Below are 18,292 nucleotides of genomic sequence, written 5' to 3'. Positions count from 1 at the left end.
GGTGACTGTCTGCCCCGCTGAGCGGGAAATTGTCGACAGGCCGCTCCAGAGATCCTATCTTTCCTCTCATGCTGACCAAGTGGGGCTCGACGCGGCGCCGCACCGTGGTGACCGTTCTGCTCGGCGCGGGCGCTTTGCTCGCCACGACCGGACCGGTGGCCGCGGCCACCCCCGATGCCGCCGGCGGGGATGTCTACGTCTCGCCCAGCGGCTCCGACCGGGGCTCCGGTTCCGCCGGGCACCCCGTCCGGACGCTCGACCGCGCCCGCGACCTCGTGCGGCAACGCGCACCGCACCTCAAGCGGGACCTCACCGTCCACCTCGCGCCCGGCGTCTTCCGGCTGGCCGCACCACTGCGGCTCGACGCGCGGGACTCCGGTGGCAACGGTCACCGCGTCATCTGGCAGGGCAGTGTCGACGAGCACGGCAGTGTCAACGAGCACGGCAGTGGCAACACCGAGCTGAACGGCGGCGTGCGGGTGACCGGCTGGGGACCGGTGCCGGGCCGTCCGGGCCTGTTCGCTGCGCCCGCGCCCGCCGGGCTGGACAACACCCGGCAGCTCTACGTCGACGGTGTCCGCGAACAACGCGCCCGCGGTCCGCTGCCGGTGACCGTCAAGGCCACCGCCACCGGCTACACGGCCGATGCGGACACGCTCGCCCACTGGCGAAACCCGAAGGACGTCGAGTTCGTGTACGTCTCGGGGGAGTCGCTGTGGAACATCCAGCGCGACGGTCTCGGCCAGTGGACCGAGCCGCGCTGCCCGCTCGCCGCCGCCGAGGGCACGACGATCACCATGGCCAACCCGTGCTGGGACAACTCGACGAAACGCGTGCTGTTCCCGGACATCCCGGGCCGCAGCGTCAACATGGTCGGCCCGGCCGACCTCACCAACGGGCGGCACCCCACCTACGCCGAAAACGCCTTCGAGCTGCTCGACACGCCGGGCGAGTGGTACTTCGACCGGTCCGCCCGCGTCGTCTACTACCTGCCGAAGCCCGGCCAGGACCTGCGTCGCGCGGACGTCGAAATGCCGGTGCTGGAGAAGCTCCTCGACGCCCGGGGCACGGCCGCCGCGCCGATCCACGACGTCGCCTTCCGCGGCCTGCGCTACTCCTACGCGACCTGGCTGACGCCGTCGTCGCCCGAAGGGTTCTCGGAAATCCAGGCGGGGTACACGATCACCGGCGGCGACGGCTGGGCCGTCCAGGGGCTCTGCCAGTTCGTGCCCGGCGGCACCTGCCCGTACGCCTCGTGGACGCGGGAACCGGCCAACGTCGCCGTCTCGCACGGCCGGCGCGTCGAATTCAGCGACAGCGTGTTCGCCCACCTGGGCGGTGCCGGGCTGGACCTCATCGACGGCACCAAGGAATCAGTGGTACGCGGCGACATCTTCACCGACATCTCCGGCAACGGCGTGCAGCTCGGCGGCGTCGACAAACCCCTCACCGACACCGATGCCGACGTCGTGCGGGACGTCCAGGTCACCGACAACCACCTCTACGGCCTGCCGCGCGAATTCCACGGCGGCGTGCCGATCGTCGACGGCTACACCGTGCGGAACACCATCTCCCACAACCAGATCGACCACGTCGGCTACTCGGCGATCTCGGTGGGCTGGGGCGGCTGGCCGGACAAGATCAAGCGGGCCGCGACGCCGAACCTGTCGCACGACAACGTCGTCTCGGACAACCTGATCTTCGACTACATGCAGATGCTCGACGACGGCGGCGGCGTCTACACCCAGGGCATCACCGGCAGCTCCCTGGACGACGGCGAGAAGGTCACCGGCAACGTCATCCACGGCCAGTGGGGGCTCGGCAAGGGCGTCTACACCGACAACGGCAACACCTACGAGACCGTCCGCGGCAACGTCCTGTACGGCACGGCGTACTTCAACGTCGGCACGGTGCACGTCGACTACCGCGACGACCTCGGCAACAACGACCCGACGCTGATCGAGGGCAACTACTGGGAACAGGGCGACCGCGACAAGGTCGACAAGGGCGCGATCACCCGCGGCAACCACCTCCTGCCGAACCCGGCGGCCGCGCCGCCCGCGATCGTCGCGAACGCGGGCCTCGAACCGGCCTACCGAGGGCTGCTCACCCGCCAGGTCGGCGGCCGCGCCCCGGCCGAAGCCCCGTCGCGGGTCGGCACGTTCGCGGTCGCGGGCAAGCTGTACGCGACCTGGAACCCGACGTTCGCCTTCAACAACGCCCCGGTGACGCACTACGTGGTGACGGCGGCGGGCGGCGGCCGCACGCACTCGACGACGGTGACCGCGGCCGACTTCGCGAAGCGCGCGTACGCGGAAGTACCCGGCTTGACGGACGGGACGCCGTACACGGTGACGGTCGCGGCGCGCAACGCGTACGGAACGAGCGAGCCGTCGCTGCCATCGGCGCCGGTGACCCCGGGCCCGAAACCCGGTGCGCTGCCGGGCATCCCGACGAGCGCACGGGCCCTGCCGAGCGCAACGGCCGCCTCGATCCGCTGGAACCCGCCGGCCGCGGCGGGCGACACCCCGGTCCTGGGCTACCTGATCACCGTGTCCGACGGCCGCACCATCGCGGTGCAGGGCCGCGACGCCCTGGTCACCCAGCCGACGATCAAGGGCATGACCAGGGTGGTGGACGGCTTGAACCCGGCAACGGCCTACACGTTCACGGTCGCCGCGGTCACGGCCACCGGGACCGGCCCGGCGGCCACGTTCACCGCCACAACGGCGGCCCCCTGAGCTGTTCGGCTTCGTTGTCCACAATTCGGCGACCGTGTGGACAACGAAGCCTGATCGTCCTCTTTCCCGGCCTGCGGCGGACGCCCCCGATAGACTGGACCTGGGGACGCCCCCCGGAGAGGGCGGGGGAGTTTCTGGGGTCGGTTAGCCCGCGTCCGGCCGGGAAAGCAGCTCCCGCAGCGTCGCCAGCAGCTCCCGCCGGTCCGCCGCCCCGAGCTTTCCGCGGATCCGGGCCATGTGGTGCTCCACCGTCTTGCCCGAGATGAACAGCTTGCTCCCCGCCTGCTTGTACGTCAGCCCTTCGACGACCAACCGAGCCACTTCCAGCTCCCGCTCGCTCAGCGCCGCCAGGCCGGTTCCCGCCGCCGGCTCCGACGAGGCCCCGGGTTCGCGGCGGGCCGCCGTTCCCTGGAACTGGCGGGCCGCCTCCAGGAGCTGGACCATCGCCTTGCGGTCGGACGTGCGGATCGCCGCTTGGCCGGCCAGGCGGGCCGCGTCCCAGCGGAGGCCAAGGTCGTGCAGTTCCGCCGCGGCCGCGGAAATGGCGTCCGGGTCGAAGGTTCCGCCCAGCACCGCCAGCCAGCCCCGGGCCGCCGTGGCCAGGGCGCGGGGGTGGCGGCCGCAGTGGGCGTGGGTGGTCAGGGTGGCCAGGTGGGCCTTGACCGCGTCCGCGTCCTCCAGGGTGATCGCCGCGTGCAGCTCGTGCCAGACCAGCGACACCGTCCACAGTGGAGGCTCACCGAGCCGGGCCAGCAGGCCGTGGGCGCGCTCGAACTGGCCGGAGAGCTTGGCGAACGCGCCGGTGCGGGCCGCGGCGATCGCCAGCTCGCCCAGCGGCAGCAACGTGAACAGGTCCGTCTGCTGCCGCATCGACGCCTGGTACGCCCGGTTCCACGACCGCTGCAGCCCGACGAGGTCGCTCGCACGGCGCGCCAGGCCGAGCTCCAGGGTCGCGAAGAACAGCTCGTCCCGCGCTTCCAGCGGCCGGCCCGCGACGGCGTCGCGGTGTTCCGCCGCCGTCGCCAGGTCGCCCGCCGTCATCGCGACCCAGCCCAGCAGCAACCGGTGCCGCGCGGCGAGCAGCTCGCCGCCGGTTCCGCCGGCCAGGGCCCGGTTCAGCACGGACTCCGCCAGCGCCAGCTCGCCGGTGTGCAGGGCGACGAGCGCGGCCAGCGCGGCCGGGCTGTCCGGCAGCAACGTGCCACCCAGCGCGGGCTCCAGCATCGTGGCCGCGCCGAGCAGCGTCGACAACGTCTCCGTCGCGCAGCCGGACACCGAATCCACGATGCCGCGGGCCATCCGGGTGGCCGCGCCGGCGAACAGCGTCGGCGCGACGCCCGGGGTGGGGGAGTCGAGCAGGCGCCGGGCGCCCTCGATGTCACCGGTACCGACCAGGGCCGTCGCGGAGAACGCGTCGGCGCGGCCCGCCCAGTGGTACAGCTCGGCGCTGCGGGCCAGTTCGCCGCGGTGCGCCAGCACGGTCGCCGCGATTTCCGCGCCTGCCGCGCGGGTTTCCGCGTCGGCCGCGCCGAGCATCCCGTCGCCGAGCCGCAACGCCGTGTCGAGGTCGCCGGACAACGCGGCCGCGCGCGCCCAGCCCGCCGTGACGGCCGGAGAGCGGTCACCCGCTTCGGCGGCGGCTTCGAACAGTCGCGTCGCCAGGCGGGCGTCGGACGGCAGCGCTTCGCCGGCCGCCGCGGCGAACGCGGCCGCCGCGGACGCGCCGGAACTGCCCGTGCCGAGCAGGGACCGGGCCAGGTCCAGCACCGGGAGGCCGTTCGCCAGCTGCAGTTCGACCAGCCGCTGCACCGTCGTGAGCCGGCGGGCGGGCGGCCCGAAGTCGCGGACGGCGGCCGCGGCCAGCGGCAGCAGTGTGTCGTCGGGGGCGAGCAGGCCGGTCGCGCGGGCGGCCTCGACGATGGCGGGCAGCTGGTCGGGCCGGCGGTCGAGCAGCGCGCACAGCAGGTCGAGGTTGCGGCCGGCACCGGCTTCGGCCGCGATCAGGTAGCGGAGGACGTCGTCGTCGAGCTCGTCGAGCTCGGGCCGGAACTCCTCCAGCCGCCCCAGCAGCGCGCGCTCGGCCAGCCGCGGCACCCCGCCGCTGCGGGCGTGCAGCTCGGCCGCGGCCGCCGGGTCGGCGGGCGAACCCGTCGCCGCGGACATCAACCGCGCCACGTCCTCGACGCCGAGCGGGCCGAGCTGCAGCAGCGTCCAGCCGGGCGCCACCGCGGCCGGCCGGTGCGCGACGACGATCGGGCCGTCCGCGCCGGCGAGTACCTCCTCGAGCTGCTCGGGGCCGAGCCGGTCGGCGTCGTCGACCAGCACGGCCTCGACCCCGGCCTCGCGGTAGCAGCGGTCGAGCGCGGTGAGCAGGACGCTCTTGCCGTACCCACCGGGGGCGACGACGGCGAGCCGCAGGGGAGTCGCCGGCTCGGCGGCGACGCGGTCGAGCAGTTGCCGGGCCGCCGGGTGCACGGGAACGGCGTGCGGCGGGAAAACCTGCGTGAGCAGTGTGTTCAACAGTGACCTTCACCGGAGGGGGCGCAGTGGGTGGGGGCAGGGGTGGGGGCAGAGGTCGGGCCGGCGGTGGCTTCGCGGGCGGTGACGGTGATCACGACGGCCGAGACGGCCGCGGCGAGCACCAGGACCGCGGCGGCGAGGGGGCGCCGCCGCCGGAACAGGCTGAGCGGGCCGGTGCGCTCGGGCAGCTCGAACGGCGTGATTTCGACCGGCGGCCGGGGCGGCCGCTCGCCGAGCTCACCGAGCGTGTCCACCTTGGGGAGCAGGGTGGTCTCGACAGCTGGGGGTTCCTGCGGCGTCCCCCGGCCCTCGGCGCGCAACGCCGCGACGGCGGCCGCACCGAGGGCCGCGGTCGCCGGCGGAACCGGTCCCGCGAACACCGGGCACGGCGGCCGGGCCGGCAGCGCGTGCGGGGGGACGTCGCCGCAGAACACTACGCCGGCGAGCCTCTTCGGAGCCGTCGAGGCCGCTCCGGCGAGTGCGAACAGGGTGCTGAGTGCGGCCGCCGGGGCGACGCCTTCGGCGCTCTGACCGGGCTGCCAGCCACTGGCGCCGCTCGCCGTCGCGAGCGTCACGTTCACGCCGTCGGCGCCGAACTCGCAGACCCCGGCGACCTGCGCGCCGGGGCCGGGGAGGGGCAGGTGCGCGCCGAGTGCGGCGATCGAGCCGGGGACCAGCGTCACCGCGGTGAAGCCCGCGTCGGCCAGTGCCCGGCGCAGCACGTCACGGCGGTAGCCGCCCCAGTCGCCGGGGTGGGTCAGCACCAGGTGGTGCGGGGGGCCGCCGAACAGGTTCGCGGCGTGCTCGGCGATCCCTTCGACGAGCACGGTGGTGAGCGTCTCGGGCGGGAACGGCTCCCCTTCGACGAGCATCGGCACGTCGTCGCCGATCCGCCGGTGGAAGCCGGTGAGCAGCCGGGACGGGACCTGGGCGCCCGCCTGCGCGGCGGCGTCACCGGTGAGCAGGTAGCCCTCGTCGTCGAGGAACAGCGCGGACGCCGCGGCCGGGGACCGTTCACCCAGCCAGAGGGGTTCGGGCTCGCCCCAGCCGGGGCCCTGTCGGCGGCAGGTCGCGGCGTGGGTCCGGCCCTGGGTCACGTCGATCCCGAGGACGTAGGGCACCGGCGCTTTCCTCCTCACCTCGCGGCGGCCGATCGGGGGCACGGATTCCCCCTAGGGTTCGGGGCATCCTCACCCAAACGGGTTAGTCAGGCAAGGGTCTGGAGGGATTTAACCCAACTGAGCGCGTCTCGGATGAGCCCCTAACTCCCTAACGATGACATATCGATCCCCTATTGGCTGACCGGACCGCGACTCGGAGTGATCCCCGATGTGCGCTGGGGGACGGTCTCCCTACCTTGATGACGGAGCGGCGGTCCCTGCGGTCGCTGCTGTCCCCCGAACCACCGGATCTGGAGAAACCCCATGGACTCCGTGCAGACGTTGCACGACTTCGCCCTCAACCTGCTCAACGACCCGACCGCGCTCGCGGCCTTCGGGACGGACCCGCAGGGCGTCCTCGCCGCCGCCGGTCTCGGCGACGTCAGCGCCGCCGACGTGCACGAGGTCATCCCGCTGGTGCTCGACTACGTGCCGGTCGACAGCCTCCCGGCCGTGGGCGGCCTCCCGGTCGTCGGCGACCTGTCCCCGGTGGGCACCGACGCGACCGGCATCCAGGGCGCGATCGACCAGCTCACCGCGCTCACCTCGGGCCTCGGCCTGCCGGCCACCTCGGGCCTGCCGGGCGTGGGCGACCTGGGCGTCGGCGAGCTCCCGGCCGTGGGCGAGCTGCCCGCCGTCGCCGGTCTCGGCTCGCTGCCGGGCGTGAACGACGTCACCAACACCGCCAACGTGACCGCGCTGGCCGGCAACGTGACCGGTGCGGTGCTCGGCGGCGACCTGGCCCACGGTCTGGACTCGCAGGCGCTGGCCAACCTGACCGCGGCCCCGGCCTACCTGACCGACCCCAGCACCGTCGCGCCGCTGGCCACGCTGGCCGAGCAGCCGGTCGTCGGTGGCGTGGGCACCGCCCACACGATCGGCAGCGAGGTGCTCGGCACCGCGTCCACCCCGGTCAACGAGGCCGTATCGCACGTCGGCGACGTGACCCACACGGTCAACTCGGTCGCGGGCAACGTCGGCGACTTCTCCGGCATCCTCAAGGGCGCCGGCGACCTCGACGTCAAGCACGTCACCGGCGAGGTCTCCGGTGCCGTCCACGGCCTCGGTGACGTCACCAACACCGTGACCTCGGCCACCGGCATCAACGTCGACCACAACACCGTCGGCAACGTCGGCGAGCTCGCGTCCGGCAACGGCACGGCCGTCCACGACGTGGTGTCCGACGTCGCCGACGTCAGCCACAACGCCCTGGGCAACCTGCACCTGGGCGACATCGCCTCCGGCAACGACATCCACCTCGGGCACTGATCCCCGAACCGGTCACCGGTGCCCGTCCCGCGGTCTGGGTGCAGCCGCGGGACGGGCACCCGGTGTGCGTACGGGGAGTGAAGCGGGGACACTCGACCATCGTGACCGCACCGGCTTGGCTCGAAGTGCTCAACGAGACGCTGGACGCGTGCCGCACGCACGGCCGCGCCGATCTCGCCGAGCGCCTGCGCAGACGCCGGGACGCCCCCGCCGGGCAGACCCGGCTCGGCGTGCTCGGCTTCCCCAAACAGGGCAAGGGTTATCTGCTCAACGCCGTGCTGAACGCGCCGGTCTGCGCGGTCGGCGACGCCGCGACCCCCGCCGTGCCCACCGAAATCGCCTACGCCGCCGAACCCGCCGCGACGCTCGTCGGCCGGTCCCGCGAACGGATCCCCGTCCCGGTCGAACGGCTCACCGGCGAACTCGGCGCCCGGCCGGCCGGCACGCTCAGCCGCGTCGAGGTCGGCGTGCCCCGCGAGCTCCTCTCGGCCGGCCTGGTCCTGGTCGACACCCCGCCGGTCGGTGACCCGCGGTCACCGCGCACGGCCGCGGCTCTGGATTTCCTCGCCGAAGCCGACGCGGTGATCCTCGTCTCCGACGCGACCGCCCCGCTGAGCGCCGCCGAACTCGCGCTCGCGCGGCACGTGCGCACCTGGTGCCCGCACGTCGTGCTGGCGCTCACGAAGATCGACGCCTCTCCCGGCTGGCGCGCGGTCGCCGAACGGAACCGCGCCATGCTCGGCGAGGCCGGGATCGACGCGCCCCTCCTGCCGGTTTCGGCCGTCGTGCGTCAAGCCGCCGCGAAGACCGGCGACGCCGAACTCAACGCCCGCTCGGGTTTCCCGGAGCTGCTGGGCTGGATCGCCGAGCAGGCCGCGCGCCCGCCCGAGCAGTCCCGCGCGCTGCTCGCCGCGGTGGGTGTCCGCGCGGCCGCCGCCGAACTGGTCGAGACGCTGCGCGACCGCAATGATGCAGCCGTCAATGACGCCGGGCTCGGCCAGGCCGCGCTGCTGCAGCGGGCCCAGCGCCGCGCCGACGACCTGCGCCGGCAGAACACCCGGTGGCAGAACATGCTCTCCGACGAGATCACCGACCTGCTGTCCGACGCCGAGTACGACCTGCGCGAGCGGACCCGCAAGATCGTCACCACCATCGACCGGACCTTCGACGAAGGCGACCCGGCGAAGGTGTGGGACGAATTCGCGCCCTGGCTGGACAACGCGCTGGCCGAGGCCGTCGACACGAACTACACGTGGCTGGCCGACCGGGCGGAGTGGATCGCGCAGGCGGTCGCGGCGTGCTTCGGCGCCCAGTACGACCGCGCGCTGCCCGACCTGCGGCTCGACGGCTCGGGGGTGGAACACCTCGACGAGGTCGGGCGGCCGAAGATCGAGAAGTTCAAGATCGGCCAGCAGGCCTTCACCGGGCTGCGCGGATCGTACGGCGGTGTGCTGATGTTCGGCCTGGTCACCAGCCTCGCCGGGTTGCCGCTGATCAACCCGGTCTCGCTCGGCGCCGGTGCGGCGTTCGCCGCGAAGACGATCAAGGACGAAGGCGGGATGCGGCTGCAGCGGCGGCAAGCCGTCGCCAAGCAGGCGGCGCAGCGGCACGTCGACGACGTCTTCCTGCGGTTCGGCAAGGAATGCCGCGACGCCATCCGCGTCGTCCAGCGGCGCCTGCGCGACCACTTCACCGGGCTGGCCGAGGAACTCGCCGACGAGCTCACGCACGAACGCGAGACGATCCTGGCCGGCACCGCCGAGCGGGAGCGGCGCACCGGGCACATCCGCCGCGAGATCGACCGGCTCGCCGGGCTGCACCAGCGCGCGGGCGAGCTCGGCACGATCGCCGGACGGCAGCAGCGCCGGGAGCTTTCGGCGTGACCCAGGACGTCCGCGACCTGCTGCACGCCGCGGCCGGGCTCTACCGGGACGACCCGCGGGCTTCGGCGCTGCTGCACGACTGCCTGAACCGGCTGGAGCAGCCGCTGCGCGTCGCCTTCACCGGAGCGCCGTCGTCGGGGAAGACGACGCTCGCCGCCGCGCTGGGCGAATGGCCGACGCGGGCGCTGCGCGACCTCGTGCTGCTGGACGACCCCGGCCCGGCCGACGACGTCCCGGACGCGACGGTCCGGCTGGTCCGCCACCTGGAGCCGGACGAACTCGCGGCGGCGCACCCGCCGGGCGGCTCGGCGTTCGCGCGGCAGAGCGCGGTGAACTCGGTGCTCGTGTTGTCGCGAGCCGACGAGGTCGGCGCGGGCCGGATCGACGCGCTGCTCACCGCGAAGCAGCTGGCGCGGCGCGCGTGGCGGGAAGACCCGCTGTGCACCGGATTCCTGGGCGTGATCGCCGTCGCGGGGCAGCTCGCCTACGGCGGCCGGTCGTTGCGCGACGACGAGTTCGACCTCCTGGCGGCCTTCGCCGCGGTGCCGCGCGAGGAACTGGAACGGCACGTGCTGTCGGTGGATTCGTTCACCGATCCGGCGTTCCCGGGCCCGATCCCGGTCGAGACGCGGCGGTCGCTGGTGGTGCGGTTCGGGATGTTCGGCGTCCGGCTGGCGCTCACGCTGATCCGCACCGGCTGCGACGACCGCGTCAAGCTGTCGGCGGAACTGGTGCGCCGCAGTGGTTTGGGCGAGCTGCGGGACACTCTCGCCGGGTGCTTCGTCGCGCGGGCCGAGGCGTTGCGCGCCCGGACGGCGATCATCCGGCTGGAGACGCTGCTCGCGGCCCAGCCCCGCCCGGGCGGCGACCGGCTGGTGTCCCGGGTGGAGCGGTTCGCCGCGGCCGCACACGACTTCCGTGAGTTGCGGCTGATCGCCGACATCCGCGGCGGCCGGACGGCGCTGTCCGGCGAGCCCGCCGAGGAAGCGGTCCGGTTGCTGGGCGCGCAGGGCACGGCGCCGGCTGATCGATTGGGCCTGGAACCGGACGCCGACCCGAACGAGATCTACGACGCCGGCCTGGACGCCCTGCGGCGCTGGCGGCACGAGGCCGAGCGTCCGGACCGCCCGCACGCGGAGCGGACGGCGGCGCACGTGGTGGTGCGGTCGGCCGAGGGACTGCTCGCGTTGTTCGCCTAGAGCACCGCGGTCGCTTCGATTTCGACCAGGTGCTCGGGGACGTCCAGCGCCGCGACCCCGATCAGGGTGGCCGGCGGACTCGCCTTGGTGTCCAGCTTCGCGGTCGCCCGGGCGATGCCGTCCAGCAGCGCGGGCATCTGGTCCGGGGTCCAGCCGACGACGTAGAACGTCAGTTTCACGACGTCGTCGAACGAGCCGCCGGCCCCGGCCAGCGCGGTGCCGACGTTGAGGTAGCTCCGCTCGACCTGCGCGGCGAGGTCACCTTCGCCGATCGTGACGCCGTCGGCGCCCCAGGCGACCTGCCCGGCGACGAAGACCAGCTTCGTCCCCTCGGCGACCGCGACCTGGTGGTAGACGTCGATTTCGGGCAGCCCAGCGGGGTTCACCAGGGTGACAGCCATTTTCTCCTCCGTGATCTCTTGTGGTTACCCAGGAACCATAGGAGAGTGTTGGACCATGCGGAAGAAGGCACTTTTCGGTGACGGGGGAACCAGATGGTGACCAAGCAGGACGCGGACCTCTCGCGTGCGGATTCGCTGGCGCGCGAGATCTTCTCCGACGTCGCCAACAAGTGGGCGTTCCTGATCATCGAGACCCTCGGCGAGCGCACGCTGCGCTTCAGCGAGCTGCGGAACGAGGTCGAGGGCATCAGCCACAAGATGCTCACGCAGAACCTGCGCATGCTGGAGCGCAACGGCCTGATCGAACGTGAGGTGTACCCGACCGTGCCGCCGCGCGTCGAGTACACCCTCACCGAACCCGGTCAGGGCCTGCGCGCGACGGTCGATAGCATGTGCGGCTGGACCCAGCGGTACATCGAGGACATCGAAACCGCCCGGCTCCGCTTCGAAGGCCAGGCCGGCTGAACCGGGCCGGCACACGATCGATTGACCTGATCAGGTGACGGGTTGGGCACACCGAAACACCCGACGCAACGCGGCCGACTAGCTACGTACCGTCCTCTTCGGAAGAGGGATATGCCGTGGCCGATCGGACTGCCTATCGGATAATGCGTCACGTTGGTGGCGTCGTCGTGTCAATCGGGTTCGCCCTGTTGGCATGGGTGCTGTGGGATGGCATCAGCCATCATCACGCGCTGGTGAGCCTGGCCGACTGGGGGCGGCCATCGTCGAGGGCCGGGATCCTCGGTTACGGACTCGGCGTGACAGCGTTCGGGCTCATGCTCAGGCTAGAGCCGAAGTATGAGCCCTGGCGCGATTCCCTCGGCCGTTTGCTGCACGTCGTGTTCATCGTTGTGACGGTGGAGGGTTTTCTTCGCCTCGGCGAGGTGGGCGCACGGTTCAGTGCGCCACCGGAGGCCGGCATCGGACACGCCAGTGCCGACGAGATGCGGGACGCGATGCTGCAGTACGGAATCGTTGTCATGGTGGCGGGGCTTCTCGCTCGTTGGGTTTCGGGGTTCTGGCCTCTTCTGAGCGTGACGCTCAAGGAATCCACGTGACGCCCCCGGCGGGAAGCCGGGCCGCCGAGAACCCGGCTCCGCTTCGAAGGCCAGACCGGCTAGACCGGGTTGCCGTTCACCGTCACGTTCGACAGCGTCACGTCCCGCGCGTTCGTGATCTGCGGCGCCGGGGTGTCGATCTTCGTGAACGTGCTGTCCGCCAGGCGGAACCCGGTCAGCGGGCTCTCCTTGGCGCCGCTGATCTTCAGCGCGAACGGCGCGTCGTCGAGGTGGATGTCACTCAGGTCGATGTCGCGGATCACCGGCTGCACGATCGGGCCGTAGCCCGGGCCGGTGAGGCTGTAGTTCATGTCGACGAAGATCGCGCCGCGGTCGACCGGGCTGCCGGTCAGCCGGCGCACGTGGATGTCCGAGACGACCCCGCCGCGCCGGGGGTTCGTCTTGAGGTACACGCCGTAGAACGACTTGTACGACGAACCGGCGTGGATCCGGTTGTCCTGCGCGAAGACGTTGCGCACGCCGCCGGACATCTCGCTGCCGACGGTGATCGCGCCCCAGCGGCCGTAGTAGTCGTTGTCCTCGATGACGATGTCCTCGCTCGGCACGCCGACGCGGCGGCCGTCGGTGTCGCGGCCGGACTTGATCACCGTGCCGTCGTCGCCGGTGTCGAAGGAACAGCCGTGGATGTGCACGTCCGCGCAGCTTTCCGGGTCGACGCCGTCGACCATCGCGCCGCGCGAGTAGATCGTCACGTTCCGGACCGTCACGTTGCGGCACAGCACCGGGTGCACCGTCCACATCGCCGGGTTCCGCAGCGCGACGCCCTCGACCAGGACGTTGCGGCACCGGTAGAACTGGATCAGGTTCGGCTTGAGGAAGTGCTTGTCGCCGAACACCCGCTGCGCCACCGGCACCCCGTCGGCCGCCTGCTGCTGGAGCCGGTCCCAGTCGGGGCCGCGCTTGCCGTCGAAGTCGAACCAGGGGCCGGCGGCCGCGTTCCCGTCGATCGTGCCGGATCCGGTGATGGCGACGTCGGTCTGGTCGATCGCGTAGAGGAACGGCGAGTAGTTGTGGCATTCGATGCCCTGCCAGCGGGTGAACACCACCGGCAGGTACGACGCGGCGTCACTGCGGAACCGGATCGTGCCGAGCACGTGGAGCTCCACTTTGGACAGCAGGTGGATCTTGCCCGTGCGGAACTTCCCCGCGGGGACCAGCACACGCCCGCCGCCGGCGGCGTTGCATGCGGCGATGGCCGCCTTGAACGCGGGGGTGCAGTCGGTCGAGTTGTCGCCGACCGCGCCGTAGGACCGGATGTCGAAGACCCGCTCCGGGAACGACGGCGGGGTGATCCGGCCGAGGATCACCGGCACGCGTGCCCACGGGTCGTCGGGGGCCGCGTTTGCGCCCGCCGGTCCGAACACCGCGCCCGCGGCCAGTAGCCCGCCCGCCACGCTCGCGGCCTTCAGGAATTCACGCCGGGTGCTGCCCGTCATCCGAAGCCTCCTCGTCGAGGACCGTCATACATCATGTACAGCATGCGATATGCCGACAATGCGGTCAAAAAAGGTCCCGCTGACCGGTATTGACGCCCGCGTGGCCGCGGCGCACCATAGACCGGTCTATGGTCCAAAGCCGGCCCGAAGGGGACTCCCATGCCCGAAGACGTCCGCCCGCGGGTCCGGTTGTTCGGCGAGCTCCTGGCGCACTGGGCGCGGGAACGTCCGGCCGACACCGCGCTGATCTTCGGCGAGCGGTCGTGGACCTGGGCGGAGTTCGACGAGCGTGTCCGCCGGCTGTCCGGGGCCCTTGCGGCCGCCGGCATCGGCCGCGGTGACCGGGTCGCGTTCGTCGACAAGAACCACCCGGCCTGCCTGGAGACGACCTTCGCGGCGGCCGGTCTCGGTGCGGCCGACGCCGTGGTGAACTGGCGGCTTTCCGGTGACGAACTCGCCTACGTCCTCGAAGACGCGGGCGCCAAGGTGGTCTTCGTCGGCGCCGAGCTCCGGCCCGCGTTGGACGCGATCCGCGACCGGCTGCCCGCGGTGGAACGCGTGATCGTCGTCGGCGGCGATGCCGACGAGTACGAGGCCTTCCTGGCGTCCGGCGCGCCGTACGACGGAACCGGTGTCGACACCGACGACGGCGTCCTGATCATGTACACCAGCGGCACCACCGGCTTCCCGAAGGGCGCGGTGCTGACCCACCGCAGCGTCCTCGCGCACGGCCTCGCCGCCGGGACCGCGTTCCCGATCGGCCCGGGCGACGTCAACCTGGTCGCGATGCCGCTGTTCCACGTCGGCGGCAGCTGCTACGCGGTGTCCGGGTTCCTCTACGGGGAGCCGTCCTACCTGACCCGCGAGCCGGACGCGGCGTCGCTGTTCGCGGCACTGGGGGCCGGGATCACGCACGCCTTCCTCGTGCCCGCCGTCGTGGCCGGGATCGCGCAGGCCGGCGAGGCCGCGCTCCAGGCGTTCTCCCGGTTGAAGTACCTCTGCTACGGCGCCTCGCCGATGCCGCTCCCGCTGCTGCGCACGGTGCTCGCCGCCTGGCCGGACGTCAAGTTCGCCCAGGTCTACGGCATGACCGAGCTGTCCGGCGCGGTCACCGCGCTGGATCCGGAGGCGCACCGCGACCCCACTCGTCCGGAACGGCTGGCCTCGGCCGGCACCGCACTGTCCGGCGTGGACATCCGGATCGTCGACCCGGTCACGGCGGAGGACACGGCGGTCGGCGAGGTGTGGGTGCGCACCGAGCAGCGGATGGCGGGCTACCTCGGCAAGCCCGAGGCCACCGCGGAGACCGTCGTGGACGGCTGGGTCCGCACCGGCGACGTCGGGCGTCTCGACGACGGCGGATTCCTGTTCCTCGAGGACCGCGTCAAGGACATGATCATCACCGGCGGCGAGAACGTCTACTCGCCCGAGGTCGAGCGCGTGGTGGCGGAGTTCCCCGGCGTCGCCGAGGTGGCCGTGATCGGCGTGCCGGACGACCGGTGGGGCGAGCAGGTCAAGGCCGTCGTCGCCGGCGACCAGCTCGACGCGGACAAGCTGGTCGAGTTCTGCCGCGAGCGGCTGGCGCACTACAAGTGCCCGCGCAGTGTGGACATCGTGGCGGCGCTGCCGCGCAACGCCACCGGCAAGATCCTCAAGCGATCGCTGCGCGAACCCTACTGGCGGGACCGGGACCGGAACGTCTGATGCCGCCGGTCACCCGATACGGGTACTTCGACGCCGCGCTGGACGTGCTGGCGCGGGACGGTTTCACCGAGCTGAACGTCGGCGCGCTGTGCCGCGGCCTCGGCGTCACGAGCGGGTCGTTCTACCACCACTTCGGCGGCTGGCCGGGGTTCGTGGCGCAACTGCTGGACCACTGGGAGAACCGTCAGGTGCGCATCCTGCGCGAGGGCGGCTTCGGCACCGGCGGACCGACGGCCGACTTCGGCGCGCTGATGGACCTCACTCTCGGGCTGCCGCACGAGGCCGAGGCCGCCATCCGCGCGTGGGCGAGGAACGACGAAACCGTGCGCGCGGCGCAGAAACGTGTCGACGACGCCCGGCTCCGGACGGTCGGCAAGGCGGTCGAAGGCATCGTCGGCGACCGGGCGCTGGCCCGGACGCTGACGTCGCTCGGGATGGCGATGCTGGTGGGCCACCAGCAGCTGGCGTCGGCGGGGGAGCACGGCGAGCTGACGGAGCTGCTGGCGGAGTACACCCGGCTGGTGCACTCCCGCGCAGGCCGTTAGAGCTGGGCTTCGATGGCGTTCACCAGCTGCATCAGGGAGGCGCCTTCGGACGGCGCCGCATGCCGGACCAGGTCCACGGCCGGGTAGAACCCGATGTGGCCGAGGTCCGGCGAGCCCTGGGCGATGGCGCGCGCGAACTCGCGCTCGGCGGTGGCCCGCTCGGCGGTGGCGAGCCGGGTGACGGCCCGCCACACGGCGACCGCGCAGCTGAGCGGCTCGACGGGCATGAGCGGTTCGAGTTCGGTTCCGGGAGCCAGGTTCTGCGCTGCGGATTCGATGCGGTTCATGGTGTCCACCTTCGGTCGTTTCGCCCAAAGTAGGACGGGCCGTGGTCCGTTCGGAATCGGCGATCGGTGGAAATCGGTTCGTGCGGTGGCGGAGGTGGCCTGCCGGAGTGAGCTTGGAGGTGGGGCTGGTTGGTCTGCCGCGGCTGGTCGTGAGTGGTAAATAGGGTTAGAACCCTATTTACCACTCACGAGTGCCGCGGCAGACCAGCAGACCGGCTGCCCTTGTTTCCCAGGTCGCGCACAAGTACTAGGCGTTGCCGAGCACCCGGGTCACGGCGATCTCGATGACGACCCGCTGCGGGTTCGGCTTGGGCTGCCGGTAGCGGGCGGCGTACCGGTTTTCGGCGTCGCGCACCGACTCCGGGTCGTCGCGCAGCACCGCTCGTCCCTCCAAAGTGGACCAGCGGGGGCCGTCGAGCTGGCAGACCGCGACCGGGATCCCCTCCGCGCCCGCCGCGCGCACGAGCCGGGCCTTGACCGACGGGGCGAAGGTGATCACGCGTGCGAGGCCGGCCTCGAAGTCGACGGTGACCCCGACCGCGACGACGTGCGGGGTGCCGTCCGGGCGGACCGTGGTCAGCGTGGCCAGGTGGCGTTCGGTCCAGAACGCGCGGAAGTCCGGCCCGCGGCCGTCGAGGTCGATCTTCATGACGGCCACGCTAGTCCGTCCGGGTGGGCGGGGCGTCGCGGGACCCACGCACGGTAATAGTAAGGAAAGTTTCCTAACGCTCTTGACCTGGTCTTGAACCTTCTGTCAGGCTTCGATCACCTTCGCCGCAGCCAACGATGTCTTTACGGAGGAGCCATGAAGAGAGTCGTCCGGGCGGTGGTGGTTTCGGCCGCGCTCGCCGCGGGGCTGCTGAGCGTGCCGACGGCTGCGTCCGCGGCCGGCACGCCGTACGTGCCGGGAACGCTGCGGCCGTCCGTCTCGCAGGCCACGCAGGATGCGGCACTCCAGAAGTACTACGACTTCTGGAAGAAGAACTTCCTGACGACCAAGTGCGGCACCGGCACCTACGCCGTGCTTTCCAAGGACGCCGACCACTCCTTCGTCGCCGAGGGCGAGGGCTACGGCATGACGATCTCGGCGATGATGGCGGACAAGGACCCGCAGGCGCGCTCGATCGTCGACGGCATCCTGAAGTTCGTCAAGGCGCACCCGTCGGTCAACAACAAGGACCTGCACGCGGCCGAGCAGAATTCGAGCTGCAAGAGCGTCAACGGCAGCGACTCGGCCACCGACGGCGACCTCGAAATCGCCTACGGCCTGCTGATCGCGGACAAGAAGTGGGGCAGCGGCGGTGCGGTGAACTACCAGGCCGAAGCCGTCCGGATCATCAACGCCATCAAGAAGAGCGAGGTGAGCAGTTCGACGAAGTTCACCGCGCTCGGCGACTGGGGCATTGACGACTCGAAGTACAAGAACAGCTCGCGCTCGTCGGACTGGATGCCGGGCCACCTGCGCGCCTTCGCCACGGCGACGGGTGACAGCTTCTGGACGTCGGTCCGTACCCGCTCGGAGACGGCGGTGAGTCAGCTGCAGTCGTCGTACGCGCCGAACACGGGGTTGCTGCCGGACTTCGTGGTCAACACGAACTCGACGCCGAAGCCGGCCCCGGCGGAGTTTCTGGAGGGCCCGTACGACGGCAAGTACAGCTGGAACGCCTGCCGCGACCCGTGGCGTCTGGGCGCGGACGCGATCTCGTTCTCCGGGAGCGCGGCGGCCGTACAGGTCCGCAAGATGAACACGTGGATCAAGTCGGCGACCGGTGGCGACCCGTCGAAGATCCAGAGCGGTTACTCGCTGTCGGGCTCGAAGACCGAAAATGGCCAGCACCCGTGTTTCACCGCCCCGTTCGCGGTGGCGGCGATGACGGACCCGGGCAGCCAGGCCTGGCTGGACAAGCTGTGGACGGCGGTTTCGACGTGGTCACCCGACGCGACGGACTACTACGGGACGGGAATCACGATCCAGGTCCTGCTGATCCTGAGCGGGAATTACGTGGCGGCGTAGGTTTCGGTGGTCGTCCCGCACCCGGATATTTCGGGTGCGGGACGGCTGGTT

At 71.8% G+C, this 18,292-nt stretch carries 15 protein-coding genes; 9 read left to right on the top strand and 6 right to left on the bottom strand.

Annotation, left to right across the window (positions count from 1 at the left end):
• The first annotated feature begins 68 nt into the window (after positions 1–68).
• Positions 69–2,741, top strand: a complete 2,673-nt coding sequence (locus ACLJQF_RS41700) for a fibronectin type III domain-containing protein (protein ID WP_410615832.1) — start codon at positions 69–71, stop codon at positions 2,739–2,741.
• A gap of 144 nt (positions 2,742–2,885) precedes the next feature.
• Here the strand turns inward: ACLJQF_RS41700 and ACLJQF_RS41695 are convergent, their stop codons facing one another.
• Both ACLJQF_RS41695 and ACLJQF_RS41690 read right to left on the bottom strand, forming a co-directional pair.
• A complete protein-coding gene (locus tag ACLJQF_RS41695; protein ID WP_410615831.1) occupies positions 2,886–5,261 on the bottom strand; it encodes a LuxR C-terminal-related transcriptional regulator in 2,376 nt (791 codons plus the stop codon).
• The gene (locus ACLJQF_RS41690; RefSeq protein WP_410615830.1) at positions 5,258–6,382 is read right to left on the bottom strand and encodes a molecular chaperone DnaK; all 1,125 of its coding nucleotides are present in this window, start codon (positions 6,380–6,382) and stop codon (positions 5,258–5,260) included. The genes ACLJQF_RS41695 and ACLJQF_RS41690 overlap by 4 nt, the downstream gene beginning before the upstream one ends.
• A gap of 303 nt (positions 6,383–6,685) precedes the next feature.
• Here ACLJQF_RS41690 and ACLJQF_RS41685 point away from each other — a divergent pair, with 303 nt between their 5' ends.
• From ACLJQF_RS41685 to ACLJQF_RS41675, 3 genes are all read left to right on the top strand, one after another.
• Complete coding sequence (locus ACLJQF_RS41685; RefSeq protein ID WP_410615829.1) at positions 6,686–7,690, top strand: IniB N-terminal domain-containing protein; 1,005 nt, start codon at positions 6,686–6,688, stop codon at positions 7,688–7,690.
• Between the two features lie 101 nt (positions 7,691–7,791).
• Positions 7,792–9,573 carry an isoniazid inducible protein IniA gene (locus ACLJQF_RS41680; protein ID WP_410615828.1) on the top strand — a complete coding sequence of 594 codons (1,782 nt, stop codon included), beginning with the start codon at positions 7,792–7,794 and terminating at the stop codon, positions 9,571–9,573.
• On the top strand, positions 9,570–10,772 hold the full coding sequence (locus tag ACLJQF_RS41675) for a GTPase (RefSeq protein ID WP_410615827.1): 1,203 nt from the start codon (positions 9,570–9,572) through the stop codon (positions 10,770–10,772). The genes ACLJQF_RS41680 and ACLJQF_RS41675 overlap by 4 nt, the downstream gene beginning before the upstream one ends.
• Here ACLJQF_RS41675 and ACLJQF_RS41670 read toward each other — a convergent pair.
• Positions 10,769–11,173, bottom strand: coding sequence for a RidA family protein (locus ACLJQF_RS41670; protein ID WP_410615826.1), 405 nt, complete (start codon positions 11,171–11,173; stop codon positions 10,769–10,771). The two genes, ACLJQF_RS41675 and ACLJQF_RS41670, sit on opposite strands and share 4 nt — an antisense overlap.
• A 93-nt stretch (positions 11,174–11,266) precedes the next feature.
• On the opposite strand from ACLJQF_RS41670, the gene ACLJQF_RS41665 reads away from it, so the two are divergent.
• On the top strand, positions 11,267–11,638 hold the full coding sequence (locus tag ACLJQF_RS41665) for a winged helix-turn-helix transcriptional regulator (RefSeq protein WP_410615825.1): 372 nt from the start codon (positions 11,267–11,269) through the stop codon (positions 11,636–11,638).
• Positions 11,639–11,754: 116 nt separating this feature from the next.
• Positions 11,755–12,234 carry a hypothetical protein gene (locus ACLJQF_RS41660; protein WP_410615824.1) on the top strand — a complete coding sequence of 160 codons (480 nt, stop codon included), beginning with the start codon at positions 11,755–11,757 and terminating at the stop codon, positions 12,232–12,234.
• 59 nt (positions 12,235–12,293) lie between these two features.
• Here the strand turns inward: ACLJQF_RS41660 and ACLJQF_RS41655 are convergent, their stop codons facing one another.
• Positions 12,294–13,691, bottom strand: coding sequence for a glycoside hydrolase family 28 protein (locus ACLJQF_RS41655; RefSeq protein WP_410615823.1), 1,398 nt, complete (start codon positions 13,689–13,691; stop codon positions 12,294–12,296).
• A gap of 159 nt (positions 13,692–13,850) precedes the next feature.
• Here ACLJQF_RS41655 and ACLJQF_RS41650 point away from each other — a divergent pair, with 159 nt between their 5' ends.
• Both ACLJQF_RS41650 and ACLJQF_RS41645 read left to right on the top strand, forming a co-directional pair.
• Positions 13,851–15,395, top strand: a complete 1,545-nt coding sequence (locus tag ACLJQF_RS41650) for an acyl-CoA synthetase (protein ID WP_410615822.1) — start codon at positions 13,851–13,853, stop codon at positions 15,393–15,395.
• Entirely contained in the window at positions 15,395–15,940 is a 546-nt protein-coding gene (locus ACLJQF_RS41645) for a TetR/AcrR family transcriptional regulator (RefSeq protein WP_410615821.1), read from the top strand. Before ACLJQF_RS41650 ends, ACLJQF_RS41645 begins: the two co-directional genes overlap by 1 nt.
• On the opposite strand, the gene ACLJQF_RS41640 is transcribed toward ACLJQF_RS41645, so the two are convergent.
• Together ACLJQF_RS41640 and ACLJQF_RS41635 are read right to left on the bottom strand one after the other, a co-directional pair.
• Positions 15,937–16,227 carry a hypothetical protein gene (locus ACLJQF_RS41640; RefSeq protein WP_410615820.1) on the bottom strand — a complete coding sequence of 97 codons (291 nt, stop codon included), beginning with the start codon at positions 16,225–16,227 and terminating at the stop codon, positions 15,937–15,939. The genes ACLJQF_RS41645 and ACLJQF_RS41640 overlap by 4 nt on opposite strands.
• 247 nt (positions 16,228–16,474) lie before the next feature.
• On the bottom strand, positions 16,475–16,876 hold the full coding sequence (locus ACLJQF_RS41635) for a TIGR03618 family F420-dependent PPOX class oxidoreductase (RefSeq protein ID WP_410615819.1): 402 nt from the start codon (positions 16,874–16,876) through the stop codon (positions 16,475–16,477).
• Between the two features lie 156 nt (positions 16,877–17,032).
• Between ACLJQF_RS41635 and ACLJQF_RS41630 the strand changes: the two genes are divergently transcribed.
• Positions 17,033–18,241 (top strand): glycosyl hydrolase family 8, encoded by a 1,209-nt coding sequence (locus tag ACLJQF_RS41630; RefSeq protein WP_410615818.1) that lies wholly within the window; start codon positions 17,033–17,035, stop codon positions 18,239–18,241.
• Positions 18,242–18,292 lie beyond the last annotated feature (51 nt).

This window comes from Amycolatopsis sp. lyj-109, from assembly GCF_046548995.1.
Classification (GTDB): domain Bacteria; phylum Actinomycetota; class Actinomycetes; order Mycobacteriales; family Pseudonocardiaceae; genus Amycolatopsis.
The sequence above is the reverse complement of the archived record's forward strand: the minus strand, read 5'-3'. Positions and strand labels throughout refer to the sequence as shown.